A 12,389-nucleotide genomic window follows, 5' to 3' on the forward strand; every position below is an offset into this window, starting at 1 on the left:
TCAAGCTGTTTGTGTAAGCGGCGCGTTCCGGTGTGGTTAGAGGTGGCGGTTGATGCGCTCGGGGTAGACGAGCGACAGCTGCTACAGAGCTTGCTTCCAGTTCGTGGTCACTTGTCCCTCGACGAGCCTGCCTTCGGCTTTACGCTGCTCTGATCGCCGGCCCTTCTCCTTCGCGCGGTCTCTGGCTCGTTTGCCCTCGATCTCGCAGATCGCCAACCAGAGCAGCTTCGCGACCGGCTGGTCGTCGGGGGAAGTACCCGCGGTTCTTGGTCACCTTCCGCAACTGGAAGTTCAGCGACTCAATCGAGTTGGTCGTGTACATCACCCGCCGCAGCTCAGGCGGGAAGGCGAGGAAGGGCGTGAACCGCGCATACGCGTCCCGGAACGTCTTCACCGCCGACGGATAGCGCTTGCCGAGCTTCGACGCCTCGAACGCGCGCAGCTCCGCCAGCGCGGCGTCCGCGTTCGCGGCCTCGTAGATGAGCTTGAGCGCGGCGGAGACGGCCTTGCGGTCCTTGTAGTTCACGAACTGGTGCGCGGCCCGAATCAGGCGCACGACGCACGTCTGGATGGTCGCTTCCCGCCAGGTCGCCTCACCGCCTCGGGGAAGCCGGTCAGCCCATTGCAGCACTCGATCAGCACGTCGTCCACGCCGCGGTTGACGAGCTCGGCGCAGACGGCCGCCCAGCACTTCGCGCCCTCGGTGTCCTGCACCCAGATGCCTAGCTCATCCTTGATGCCTTCAACGTCCACGCCCACTGCGATATGCGCGGCCTTGTTGCGCACGTGCCCACCGTCGCGGACCTTCACGACCCGAAGGCCCTCACCGGCTCGGTGCTCCACCGCCGTCAGCTCTCGGCAACGGTGTTGAAGGACGGCCTGCCCACACCGCCTTCCGGCCATCCGCCACGCGCGGATGGACGGCAACACTTCCGATCCTTCGTCGCCCGGATGCGAACCCTGGCCGCTGTCACAAGCACACCCCACCCTACGGGCGGCGAAGTCACGTGGGGCCTGCGCATCGCATCGAGATCGCGAATGACCCCAGAGCCAAGGTGGGCACGCCAGGAGCAGAAACGACAACACTCCCCGGAACCTACACGAGCCGGGTTCCGGGGAGCGAGCCTGCCGCAGCAGATCAGTCGAGCGAGCCCTCCTCGACTCGGAGCAGCGAGTACTGGTTGTCGGCGCCGTACTGGTAGATGCCGATGAAGGCTTCCGACGGGTCGCCGTTCTCATCGAACTCCACCGGTCCGGACGGGCCGTCATAGTCAATGTCCTCGCCGTCGGCGATCAGCTGAAGGCACTCGGCGACCTCGGTGCACTTCGTGCCCTCGGTAGAGACCGCCTGCATGTTGTCGCGGATCGTCTCGGCGTCGGCGCTGCCGCCCGTCGCGGCCGCGAGGGCCGCCAGGATGACCGCGTCGTACGACTCGGCGCCGTACGAGAAGTCCTGCAGGTTGGGGTCCTGCTCGAGTAGCCGCTCGCGGAACGTCTCGTTCGTCGGGTCACCGGGGAGCGTGCCCTTCGCGCCGTCGAGCGTGCCCTCGGGGAAGTTGTAGTCGTTCGACAGGTTGCCGTCGACGAGGTACATGCCTGAGGCCGGGAAGCCCTGCGTCACGAGCTCCGGCACGATCTGCGCCGTTTCGGCGAAGGCGATAATGGCGATCGCGTCGGGCTGGCCGGCCATGATCTCTTGCACCTGGGTCGTGAAGTTCGTGTCACCGGGGTTGTAGAGCTGGCTGCCGGTCACGGTACCGCCCGCGGCCTCGACCGCCTCGGTCGCGCTGCTCTCGAGCCCAGTGCCGTAAGGATCGTTGATCGTGATGAACCCTACGCTGGCCGCTCCGTCGCTCGTCATCAGGTTGCCCAGAACGCGACCCTGCATGACGTCGGACGGAGCCGTTCGCCAGTAGAAGCCGTCGTCGGGGTAGTCCGTGAACTGCGGTGATGTGTTGGCCGGGGAGATCTGCACGACGCCCGCATCGACCAGTCGGTCGATGAACGTCAGGGAGACGCCGGACGACGCGGCGCCGACGACGACATCGGCTCCCGCAGAGATGAGCTCGTTCGCCGACTGGGTCGCGATGTCGGTGGTCGTGTCACCGGAGTCGCGGTGTTGCACGTCGACCGTGAACTCGAAGCCAGCGGCCTCGAGGTCGGCCGCCGCGAGGTCGACGCCGGCGAACTCGGGCGGTCCGAGGAACGCGAGGTTGCCGGTCTGGGGCAGGATCGTGCCGACCACGAACTCCGTGTCGACCTCGCCGTTGCCCTCGGGTCCGGCCGAGCCGGATGGCGTGGCGGCGCCGCCGCCGCCGCCGGAACATGCGGCGAGCAGCAGCACGCCAGCGGTCGCGGCGCCGAGCGCCGCGAAGCGCCGGGGCTTCGGCCCCTTGGTGCGAAGGAAGGACTGCATTGTGCTCCTCAATTGCGTGGGACGCGCGCTGGCGCGCGCGTTTGACCCACAGTAAGCGAGCATCGCGACGATTTCGGCGCGATCGCGTTACGTCCTGGTAACGGTCTTGACGCACACAACCGCGCTTGCGCTCGGCCACGGCGATTCCTCGGCCGCCCCTGAGCGGCGATCCGGCCGCGGGCGGTAAGGGGCGTGGCTGCGGTTGTGCGCGTGCGCGCCGGTTCAACGCGGTCGCACGTTGCGGCGGCGGTAAGCCCGAGCGATCGTCGGCCCTCGGCCGAGCTTGGCGCCAACGATCACGCTAGAGGCTTCCTCGAAGCCGGCCGCCAGCTGTAGCTGCTCCGACTTCGGCCGGGGCGTCGCAATCAAGAACCCGCATAGGCTGTGACCTCATCCACGCGTTCAGCGAGGACCGTCCCTGGCTGCACCGCCGATGACCGCGCCGCCCACGCCAACGCATCGTGCAACGCCGACGCACATCGACTCCGCCGCCTACGACGCCAACACATCGAGCGGCGCATGACGACAACACGTACGCCTGCCGATGCGCCCTGCATCACGTCATCGTCGAGTGCGGTCCGGCAAGTCTCTACACGCTCTCACTACCTCCCGATTAGCGACGTGGAGCGTCTCAACAGCGCCCGAACTTGATGAGCGAGGGGGACTTCCACCCTTGAAACCATTGGTGCCGCTGCCCCTCTCTCTCGGAATCCGAGCTACCCCACGCAGTGTCGCATCACGCCGTCGCAGCTGCCCGTATCTCGCACTCTGCTCCAAGGACACGCCCGGATATCGCCGGACCGCACTCAACGCCTGATTAACGAGAGCAGCTATCGGTGCATGCTTGGTCAGCAAGGGGCACGGACCGTTCTCCGACCGTCTCATCTGGCAGACGGTCGGGACGCACGCGGTCGATGAATGGAAGCCTCGGCACGAGGCCAATCTCAAGTGGTGCGTTGATAGGTCACGGACAGAGGCGTGTCCTTGTTCACGCAACGCACTGCCGAGTAGATTGAGCCATCGCTTGAGGGCCCGCGCCAAGGACCGGTCGCCACGTACGTCCCATATGCATACCTGCAGGTCAGCGCCACCCGGTACGAGCCCGTTCCCGAACTGCAGTGCGCGCGTCCTTCGCCGGACACCATGTATGCGGAGCAATTCGACGGGTACGCTTCGGCGGGCTCCTCGCCTGCGGCAAAGAAGACGAGCGATGCACCACCCACAATGAGCATGTAGACGGAAATTCGGTGGAGAAGTCGATTCATGGCCCGAACATAGGCCGTCCCTAGTTCGCCGTCAAGGCCTGTTTCGGCCACCCGACCATCAAGACCATCGACGCGTCTCTGCGGACATTCACCGAGCGCGAATAGCGCGCGCCACTAGAAGGTCGATTGAGACCAGCACGAGCGAGAGCCAGACGAGCGCGAAACCGATCCAGCGCTCGAGCGGCATCGGCTCGTGCATGACGAAGGCGCCGAAGAGGAAGGAGATGATCGGCGCGAGGTACTGCGTGAAGGCGAGCGCGGAGAGCGAGATGCGGCGCGCGGCGGCGGAGAAGGCGAGCAGCGGCAGCGCCGTCACGAGCCCGAGGCCGACCGTGGCCCAGATGCCGGTCGTGCCCGCTGCGCCGACGGTGACGCCGTTGATGCTCACCGCGATGCCGAGCATGATGAGGGACGCCGGGATGACGGCCGTCGTCTCGATCGTGAGGCCGGAGAGCGCATCCACCGATCCCCCGACGCGCTTCTTGATGAGGCCGTAGACGCCGAAGGAGATCGCGACGGTGAGGCCGAACCACGGCACCTCGCCGTAGCCGATGATCATGACGAGCACGCCGACCGCGCCCAGACCGACGGCGACCCACTGGGCCGGGCGCAGCCGCTCGCCGAGGAAGAGCACCGCGAGCACGACCGAGACGAGCGGATTGAGGAAGTAGCCGAGGCTCGTCTCGAGCACCTTGTCGGCGAGGACCGCGACGATGAAGGCCGTCCAGTTGACGAGCACGACGTGGCCTGCGAGCACAAGCGTCCACGTGTCGCGCCGGTTGCGGAGGATCGCGCGCAACCGCACCCATCCGCGCGTCATCGCGACGAGGCCGAACGCGACGACGACCGACGCGAGCACCCGCCAGCCGATGAGCTCGAAGCCGTCGATGCCCTTGGTGAGCTGCAGGTAGACGGGGACGACGCCCCAGAAGGCGTAGGCGAAGACGGCGTACCAGACACCGGTCGTGCGCTGCTCGGGCATCGTCCCCTTCAATCGCGAAGGCGGCGCCCCCGAAGGGGCGCCGCCGCTCTCGTCAGTGCTGGTTCAGCGCTCGACGATCGCGAGCACGTCGCGAGCCGAGAGGACGAGGTACTCGTCGGTGCCGAACTTGACCTCGGTGCCGCCGTACTTCGAGTAGAGCACCTTGTCGCCGACGCTCACGTCGATCGGCACGCGGTTGCCGTTGTCGTCGATGCGGCCGGGGCCGACCGCCACGACCTCGCCCTCCTGGGGCTTCTCCTTGGCGGTGTCAGGGATGACGAGACCGCTTGCAGTGGTCGTCTCTGCCTCGACCTGCTTGATGACGATGCGGTCCTCGAGCGGCTTGATGGAAACCGACACGGTTGCCTCTTTCTTGTCAGACTCTGGGGCGCGCCCGGTCATGCCGGGCGCCGCTCCAAGACTAGGCGGAGAGTTGGCACTCGGTCAACATGAGTGCCAACCACCCGGGACCCGCGGGCGGTGCGTGGTGTTGGATGAGAGCGATGGACGCCGATGCGCTGCGACTCCTGCTGTCGAAGGAGGGCCTCGCGCTGCTCGACCGCGCGGAGGCCGGCCTGGGCGGCGCCGCCGACGTCGTTCGGGAGGTCGCGAGGCTGCGCGCCGAGGGGCACGACCCGCTGCTCGTCGCGACCGTGCTGAGCCAGGCGCGGCTGCGGCGCCGGGCGCGCGCGAAGTTCGGCGAGTTCGCGCAGGGCATGCTCTTCACCGAGGCCGGTCTCGAGCAGGCGACGCGGCTGCGCGTGGCCGCGCACCACGCGGGCCGGATGCGCTCGGCCGGCATCGTCTCGGTGGCCGACCTCGGGTGCGGGATCGGTGCCGACGCGCTCGCGTTCGCGACGCTCGGGCTCGAGGTGACCGCGGTCGAGCGCGACGAGGCGACGGCGGCGATCGCGGCCTTCAACCTCGCCCCGTGGCACGCGACCGTCGTGCACGGCGACGCCCTCGAGACGGCGACCGACGCCGAGGCGCTCTGGTTCGACCCCGCGCGGCGCGACGGCGCGAGCCGGCTGCGCGACCCCGCCGACTGGTCGCCCTCGCTCGACCGCGTCTTCGAGCGCGCCGCCGCGCAGCCCGCGGGCGTCAAGCTCGCGCCGGGCATCGATCGCGCCCTGCTGCCGCCGGACGCCGAGCACCAGTGGGTCACCGACGGCCTCGAGACCGTGGAGGCCGTCGTGTGGACGGGCGCCCTGGCCCGTCCCGCCGCGCCGCGCAGCGCCCTCGTGCTCGGCGACGGCGCAGCGGAGGAGCTCGTCGGTGCGCCGACGCATCCGGAGCCCGGGGAGCTCGGCGAGTGGCTCTTCGAGCCGGCGGGCTCGGTCATCCGCGCCGAGCTCATCGGCACGCTCGCCGAGCGGCTCGGCGCGCGGAGCGTGAGCGAGGGCATCGCCTACCTCACGGGCGACGCGCTCGTCGAGACGCCGCTCGCGCAGGCGTTCCGCGTGCGCGAGGTGCTGCCGCTCGACGAGCGGAGGATCGCGCAGCGGCTCCGGCAGCTCGGCATCGGCGAGCTCGAGATCAAGAAGCGCGGCGCCGATGTCGACCCCGCCGCGCTGCGGAAGCGGCTCAAGCTCAAGGGCGACGAGCGGGCGACGCTCGTCGCGACGCGCGTCGGCGGCCGGCATCGCGCGATCCTCGCCGACCGAGCGTGAGCTCAGCCCAGGAGCATCCCCGGCAGCACCGGCAGCCACTCGACCGCGGTCACGATCGCGAGGATGAGCGCGAGCATCGAGCCGACCGATCCCGCCGCGACCGCGACGTACGGCCACGGGCTGTCGTCGGGGCGCCGGCGGAGGGCGAAGAGCCCGCACACGGTGCCGGCGGCGGCGATCGGGAGCCCGGCCCCGCTCATGAACGCGAGAGCGAGGCCGAGTCCCGAGAGGATGAGCGCGACCCACGTGAGGTCGCTCAGCCGGCGCGCGCCGCGCGCCGACCGGGGCCGAGCCGGCTCGATCAACCGCCCATGATCGAGTAGTACTCGATCCACTGCGCGAGGCGGATGGCGTTCACGACGCCGACGATGATCGAGATCACGGCCGCGACGGCGCCGACGATGCCCGCGACGAGCGGCCACGGCTTGCCCTCGGGGTTCTTGCGGATCGCGACGAAGCCGAGGATCGCGCCCACGAGCGCGGGCAGGAAGCCGAGCCCGAAGACGAACGAGAGCAGCAGGCCGAGGCCCGAGAGCACGAGCGCCCAGACGGTGATGCCCTTGAGCTTCTTCTCGCCGGGCGTGGCGTAGGCGGCGGGCGCATACCCGCCGGCGGCCGCGTCGCCGTAGCCGGGCGCCTGGCCGTAGCCGGCCGAGTCGGCGCCGTACCCGGGCTGCTGACCGTACGACGGCTGCTGGCCGTAGGCGGGCTGCTGGCCGTACGCCGGCGCGCTGCCGTAGGGCTGCTGCTGGCCGTAGCCGGCCTGCTCGCCGTAGGCGGGCGCCTGCTCGCCGTAGGCGGGCGCGGGCTGCCCGTAGGCCGGCTGCGACTGCTGGCCGTAGCCGGGCTGCTCGCCGTAGGGCTGCTGCCCGTAGCCCGATGCCGGAGCCGACTGGCCGTACGCCGCGTCGCCCTGCGGGGCCTGCTGGTCGAAGGCCGGCTGCGAGAAGGGCTGCCCCTGGTCGCCGAACGGCTGCTGCTGCCCGTACGCGGGCGACTGGCCGAAGCCCGGCTCCTGCTGGCCGTACGCCGGGGCGTCGGGCTGCGGGTCGTAGGCCGGCTGCGCCGACTGCTGGCCGAAGTCCGCGGTGGGCTGCTCACCGGCCTGGGGCTCGGCGCCCTCCTGGTCGGGTCGACGGAATCGGTCGTCGGCCTGCGAGAACTGGTCGGTCACGGGGCTCCTCCTTGGCACGCGCGCGGATGCGCGTGATCAACGTATCGCCTAGAGGCCGGGCTGCACCTGCTCGGCGAGCTGCACGATCATCGCGATGCCGGTGATCGTCGCCGAGAGCATCGCGACGATCGTGATGGCGCCGAGGATGATCGCCCAGATCGCGAGCAGCCGGCCGTCCTCGCCGGTGCGCTTGATGCGGCCGAGCGCGATCGCGCCCATGACCATCGCCCCGATCGAGCCGATGATCGGCAGGATCGTCGCGCCGCACACGGCCGCGATGATCGCGAGCACCGCGAGCGTGCTCGTCGTCGGTCCCGGATGCGTCGGCGCGCTCCACGCCGTCGGCTGCGGTCCCGGAGCGGGCTGGCTCGGCGCCGGAGCGCCCCATCCCTGCTGCTGCCACACGGCCTGGCTCATGCTGCGCCTCCTCGGTCTCGGCTCCGATCCTGCCAGCCCCGGCTGTGCGGGCCGTCGGCGACCCGCACCGCGCTCGCACCTGCCCGGCGCACACCTGCCCGGCTCACACCTGCCCGGCTCACACCTGCACCGTGCTCGCGTCGAGCGTCGACTCGGCCGCGAAGCCCGGGTCGCTCGGGGCGTCGCCGCGGGCGACGAGCATCGCGCCGACCGCCGCGATCATCGCGCCGTTGTCGGTGCAGAGCTCGAGCGGCGGGATGCGCAGCTCGACTCCCTGCGCGGCCGCGCGCTCGGCGGCGACCTCGCGCAAGCGGCGGTTCGCGACGACGCCGCCGCCGAGCAGCAGCCGCGGGATGCCGAGCTCGGCGCACGCGTCGAGCGCCTTCGCGACGAGCACGTCGACGACCGCCTCGCGGAAGCTCGCCGCGACGTCGGCGATCGGCAGCTGCTCCCCCGCCGCCTCGGCGCGCTCGACGTGCCGGGCGACGGCGGTCTTGAGGCCCGAGAAGGAGAAGTCGAAGCGGTGCCGCTGCCGGTCCTTCGGCGCCGTGAGGCCGCGCGGGAAGCGGATCGCGTCGGGGTCGCCGCCGACGGCCGCGGCGTCGATCGAGGGCCCGCCGGGATAACCGAGCCCGAGCAGGCGCGCGGTCTTGTCGAACGCCTCGCCCGCGGCGTCGTCGATCGTCTCGCCGAGCAGCTCGACGTCTCCGGCGAGGTCGCGCACGAGCAGCAGCGACGTGTGGCCGCCCGAGACGAGCAGCGCGACGGTCGGCAGCTCGAGCGGCTCGCCCGAGAGCACGTCGGCGGCGACATGGCCGACGAGGTGGTTGACGCCGTAGAGCGGCAGCTCCCGCGCGGTCGCGAGGCCCTTCGCGGCGCCGATGCCGACCATGAGGGCGCCCGCGAGTCCCGGACCGGCGGTGACGGCGATCGCGTCGAGGTCGTCGAGGGTCATGGATGCGTCGTCGAGCGCCGCGAGGATCGTCGGCTGCATCTGCTCGAGGTGCGCGCGCGCCGCGATCTCGGGCACGACGCCGCCGAAGCGCGCGTGCAGCTCCATCGACGACGCGATGCGGTTCGCGAGCAGCTCGGTGCCGCGCACGATGCCGACGCCGGTCTCGTCGCAGCTCGACTCGATCCCGAGCACGACCGGTGCGCGCTCGCTCATCGCGCCTCCCGCTTCATCACCACGGCATCCACGTCCTCCGGCTGGTAGTAGCGCGGCCGCACCCCGATCTCGCGGAAGCCGACCGACTCGTAGAGGCCGCGCGCGACGGGGTTGTCGGCGCGCACCTCGAGGAAGAGCTCCTGCACGCCGCGGCGCTCGGCCTCGGCGAGCAGCTCGGCGAGCAGCGCCCGCCCGATGCCTCGACCGCGGGCGTCGGCCGCGACCGCGATCGTCTGCACGTCGCCCTCGACGCCCACGGCGCGGAGCCCCGCGTAGCCGACGAGCCGCCCCTCGGCGTCGACCGCGGCGAGGTAGCGCCCCCACTCGCTCGCGATCTCGGCCCGCATCGTCTCGGCCTCCCACGCGCTCGGGCCGAAGGATGCGCGCTCGAGCGCCATGATCGCGTCGAGGTCGGCGGCGCCGGCGGTGCGGACGCGCACGCCCGCCTCGGGGAGGTCGGCGCTCACTGCGACACCCGCTTCGGGCCCGCTGACGGCACCGCGTCAGCCTCGCGCAGGTAGAGCGGCTCGGTCACCTCGGCGGCGCCGCGCGCGGCGGCGCGAGCGAGCAGTCCCGCGTCGATCGCCTCGGCGTCGACGCGCGGCAGCCCCGCGTGCTCGCCGGCGGGCTCGGGCACCGCGTCGGCGGGCGCGAGGTGCGGCCCCTCGACGACGGCACCGCCCGCGACGACGCTCCACGCGCGCTCGCGCCGGCGGACGTCGGTCGTGACCTGCGCATCGCCAGTCGCCCCGCCGAGGTGGCTCGCGACGCCGAGGCAGCGCACGCCGAGCCCCATCGCCGTCGCGCGCGCGGCGGCGATGCCGACGCGCAGCCCGGTGAACGCGCCGGGCCCCATGCCCGCGACGACGAGCTCGATCCGGCTCCTGCGCCCCTCGAGCGCGCGCTCGAGCATCGGCCCGAGCCGCTCGGCGTGCCCGCGCCGGTCGTCGGAGCGCTCCTCGAAGACGAGCTCATCGCCGTCGAGCACCGCGACCGCGGTGCCGAGCGAGGTGTCGATCGCGAGGATCATCGCGCCGCCCCCTCGAGCGCGAGCCCGCGCAGCCGCGCCGCGTCCCACCCCGGGCCGTGACCGCTCAGCCGCACGTGCCGCGGCGCATCCGCCTCGTCATCCATGTCGTCCTCTCCCGCGGTCGCCGGCCGCTCGATCTCGACCCGCAGCCACGAGTCGAGCGCGTGCTCGAGCGGCGCGCCCCACTCGGCGACCGTGATGGCGCCGTCGAGGTCGAGGTCGAGGTCGTCGAGCTGCGCCTCGCTGCCCTCGTCGCCGCCGAGCCGGTAGGCGTCGACGTGCTGGAGATCGGGGCCGGCCTCGGTGCGGTGCGTGCGGGCGATCACGAAGGTCGGGCTCTGCACCGTGCCGCGGGCGCCGAGCGCCCTGCCGATGCCGCGCGTGAGGGTCGTCTTGCCGGCGCCGAGCGGCCCGATGAGCAGCACTGCGTCGCCCGCGACGAGGCGGCGCCCGATGCGCTCGCCGAGCAGCTCCATCGCGTCGGCATCGGGCACGGTCCCGGCGACCTCGACCGCGACGCGCGGGCCGACCATGCCGGTGAGCTCGGGGGCGGATGCGTGCTCGATCGCGACGGGGTCGCCGACGGCCGCGAGGCGGTCGCCGATGTCGAGCACGACCTGGTCCATCGCGACGCGCCCGCGGATGGGCTCGACTCCGCCGCGGAGCATGACCGGCCGGCCGCTCGCCGCGCGCGTGACGCCGTCGGCGTAGCCGAGGCCGACGAGCGCGAGCGTCGTCGGCCGCGCCGTCACGTGCTCGCCGCCGTAGGAGACGCCGAGCCCCGCCTCGACGCGCTTGATGCCGACGAGCTCGCCGAGCAGCCGCCGCGGCGCGCCGTCGAGCCCGAGCTCGAGCGCGCGCCGCGGGGCGAGCGCGGGATCGGGGGCCGTGCCGTGCGCGCCGAGCGCGAGCGAGCCCATCCGCGTCACGACCTCGTACGTGATCGTGCCGGCCGCGAGCGCCCACGCGTCGGCGCTCGGCGCGCCCGTCGCGGGGTCGCCGAAGAGCACGCCCTCGCCCGTGAGCGGCGGCTCGATGCGGAGCGCGCCCGCGGCGACCGCCGCGACGCGCGCGAGCTCGTCGCGCACGCGCACCGGGGCGCCGATCGCGGGCAGCAGGCCCGCGTCGAGGCCGCCTTCCGCGAGGCCGTCGCGGAAGGCTGCGGTGACGCGCATCGCAGGCAGGAGCCCGAGCGCGGCCGCGCTCGCGCCGTCGCCGGCGCCCGGCCCGGCGGGGTCGACGCCGTAGGCGGCCATGCCGAGCCGCACGAGGTCGAAGCGCGACTCGGGCAGCGCGAGCGCGGCGGCGGAGGCCGCGAGGTGGCGCACCTCGAGCGCGAGCGGCTCGGCGGCGGCGGCCGCCGCCGCGAAGTCGGCGACCTGCGCGAGGTCGGCCTCGCGGCTCGAGCCGGCGAGGTGCGACATGAGGCCGCGCACGCGCGCGCCGCCGCGCACGAGCTCGACCGCGCGAGCGAGGGCCGCGGCGCGGTCGCCGCGCGCGACGCCGTTGCGGCCAAGCCCCGTGTCGACCTTGAGGTGGATCGTCGCGCCGGCGTCGGCGGCCGCCTCGAGCTGCGCGATCGACGAGACCGCGACCTCGACGCCGCGCCGGGCGGCGATGCGGAAGTCGGTGCGGGGGCCGTGCAGCCAGGCGAGCAGCGGCGCATCGAGCCCTGCGTCGCGCAGCGCGACGGCCTCGGCGAGGTCGACGACCCCGAGCATCACGGCGCCGCCATCGAGCATCGCGCGCGCCGACGCGAGCGCGCCGTGGCCGTAGCCCTCGGCCTTCACGACGCCGAGCACCGGCACGCCGACGCGCGCCCGGAGCGCGCGCACGTTCGCCGCGATCGCCGCGGCGTCGACCTCGACGCGCATCAGTCCTCCGCGATGACGGTCGCGGTCGCGACGCCGCCGTCGTGGCTCATCGAGAGGTGCACCCGCCGGGCGCCTATCGCCACGGCCCGCGTCGCAGCGGTGCCGCGCAGCTCGAGCTCCGGGTCCCCCTCGGGCGAGGGCACGACCACGAGGTCGACCCACCGCATCCCGGCGTGCGCGCCGAGCGCCTTGATCGCTGCCTCCTTCGCGGCGAAGCGGGCCGCGAGCGAGTGGAGGCCGCGCGCCTGCCCGTCGCTGCGCACGAGCTCCTCCGGCGCGAACAGCCGCGGCTTGAGCGCGGGCGTGCGCGTGACGGCGCGCTCGAAGCGGGCGACGTCGACGACGTCGACGCCGAGCCCCACGATCACGAGCCGACCCCGCTCATCCGCGCCC

Annotated in this window: 12 protein-coding genes and 1 pseudogene; 1 reads left to right on the top strand and 12 read right to left on the bottom strand. The window is 72.5% G+C overall.

Going from position 1 to position 12,389, the window contains the following annotated elements:
- Window positions 1-81: 81 nt before the first annotated feature.
- From L332_RS23915 to groES, 4 genes and pseudogenes are all read right to left on the bottom strand, one after another.
- Window positions 82-813, bottom strand: a pseudogene (locus L332_RS23915) (IS256 family transposase); the annotation flags it as partial.
- A 325-nt stretch (window positions 814-1,138) separates the two neighbouring features.
- Window positions 1,139-2,416, bottom strand: a complete 1,278-nt coding sequence (locus L332_RS23920) for an ABC transporter substrate-binding protein (RefSeq protein WP_021010835.1) — start codon at window positions 2,414-2,416, stop codon at window positions 1,139-1,141.
- 1,353 nt (window positions 2,417-3,769) lie between these two features.
- Window positions 3,770-4,663, bottom strand: a complete 894-nt coding sequence (rarD, locus tag L332_RS23925; protein WP_021010836.1) for an EamA family transporter RarD — start codon at window positions 4,661-4,663, stop codon at window positions 3,770-3,772.
- Window positions 4,664-4,726: 63 nt separating this feature from the next.
- Window positions 4,727-5,023 (bottom strand): co-chaperone GroES, encoded by a 297-nt coding sequence (gene groES / locus L332_RS23930; protein ID WP_021010837.1) that lies wholly within the window; start codon window positions 5,021-5,023, stop codon window positions 4,727-4,729.
- Between the two features lie 143 nt (window positions 5,024-5,166).
- On the opposite strand from groES, the gene L332_RS23935 reads away from it, so the two are divergent.
- Window positions 5,167-6,333, top strand: coding sequence for a class I SAM-dependent methyltransferase (locus L332_RS23935; RefSeq protein WP_021010838.1), 1,167 nt, complete (start codon window positions 5,167-5,169; stop codon window positions 6,331-6,333).
- A 2-nt stretch (window positions 6,334-6,335) separates the two neighbouring features.
- On the opposite strand, the gene L332_RS23940 is transcribed toward L332_RS23935, so the two are convergent.
- From L332_RS23940 to L332_RS23970, 8 genes are all read right to left on the bottom strand, one after another.
- Window positions 6,336-6,638, bottom strand: coding sequence for a hypothetical protein (locus tag L332_RS23940; protein WP_021010839.1), 303 nt, complete (start codon window positions 6,636-6,638; stop codon window positions 6,336-6,338).
- Window positions 6,635-7,507: a chromosomal replication initiator protein DnaA gene (locus L332_RS29505; RefSeq protein ID WP_021010840.1), complete on the bottom strand. Its 873-nt coding sequence runs from the start codon at window positions 7,505-7,507 to the stop codon at window positions 6,635-6,637. Before L332_RS29505 ends, L332_RS23940 begins: the two co-directional genes overlap by 4 nt.
- Window positions 7,508-7,555: 48 nt before the next feature.
- Window positions 7,556-7,924 (bottom strand): DUF4190 domain-containing protein, encoded by a 369-nt coding sequence (locus tag L332_RS0115405; RefSeq protein ID WP_021010841.1) that lies wholly within the window; start codon window positions 7,922-7,924, stop codon window positions 7,556-7,558.
- A gap of 118 nt (window positions 7,925-8,042) precedes the next feature.
- A complete protein-coding gene (gene tsaD / locus L332_RS23950) occupies window positions 8,043-9,092 on the bottom strand; it encodes a tRNA (adenosine(37)-N6)-threonylcarbamoyltransferase complex transferase subunit TsaD (RefSeq protein ID WP_021065034.1) in 1,050 nt (349 codons plus the stop codon).
- The gene (gene rimI, locus L332_RS23955) at window positions 9,089-9,559 is read right to left on the bottom strand and encodes a ribosomal protein S18-alanine N-acetyltransferase (RefSeq protein ID WP_021065035.1); all 471 of its coding nucleotides are present in this window, start codon (window positions 9,557-9,559) and stop codon (window positions 9,089-9,091) included. Before rimI ends, tsaD begins: the two co-directional genes overlap by 4 nt.
- A complete protein-coding gene (gene tsaB, locus L332_RS23960; RefSeq protein ID WP_021010842.1) occupies window positions 9,556-10,122 on the bottom strand; it encodes a tRNA (adenosine(37)-N6)-threonylcarbamoyltransferase complex dimerization subunit type 1 TsaB in 567 nt (188 codons plus the stop codon). Before tsaB ends, rimI begins: the two co-directional genes overlap by 4 nt.
- Entirely contained in the window at window positions 10,119-11,996 is a 1,878-nt protein-coding gene (gene tsaE, locus L332_RS29510; RefSeq protein WP_021010843.1) for a tRNA (adenosine(37)-N6)-threonylcarbamoyltransferase complex ATPase subunit type 1 TsaE, read from the bottom strand. Before tsaE ends, tsaB begins: the two co-directional genes overlap by 4 nt.
- On the bottom strand, window positions 11,996-12,364 hold the full coding sequence (locus tag L332_RS23970) for a holo-ACP synthase (RefSeq protein WP_021010844.1): 369 nt from the start codon (window positions 12,362-12,364) through the stop codon (window positions 11,996-11,998). The genes tsaE and L332_RS23970 overlap by 1 nt, the downstream gene beginning before the upstream one ends.
- Window positions 12,365-12,389 lie beyond the last annotated feature (25 nt).

Origin of the sequence: Agrococcus pavilionensis RW1 (assembly GCF_000400485.1) — a bacterium.
Classification (GTDB): domain Bacteria; phylum Actinomycetota; class Actinomycetes; order Actinomycetales; family Microbacteriaceae; genus Agrococcus; species Agrococcus pavilionensis.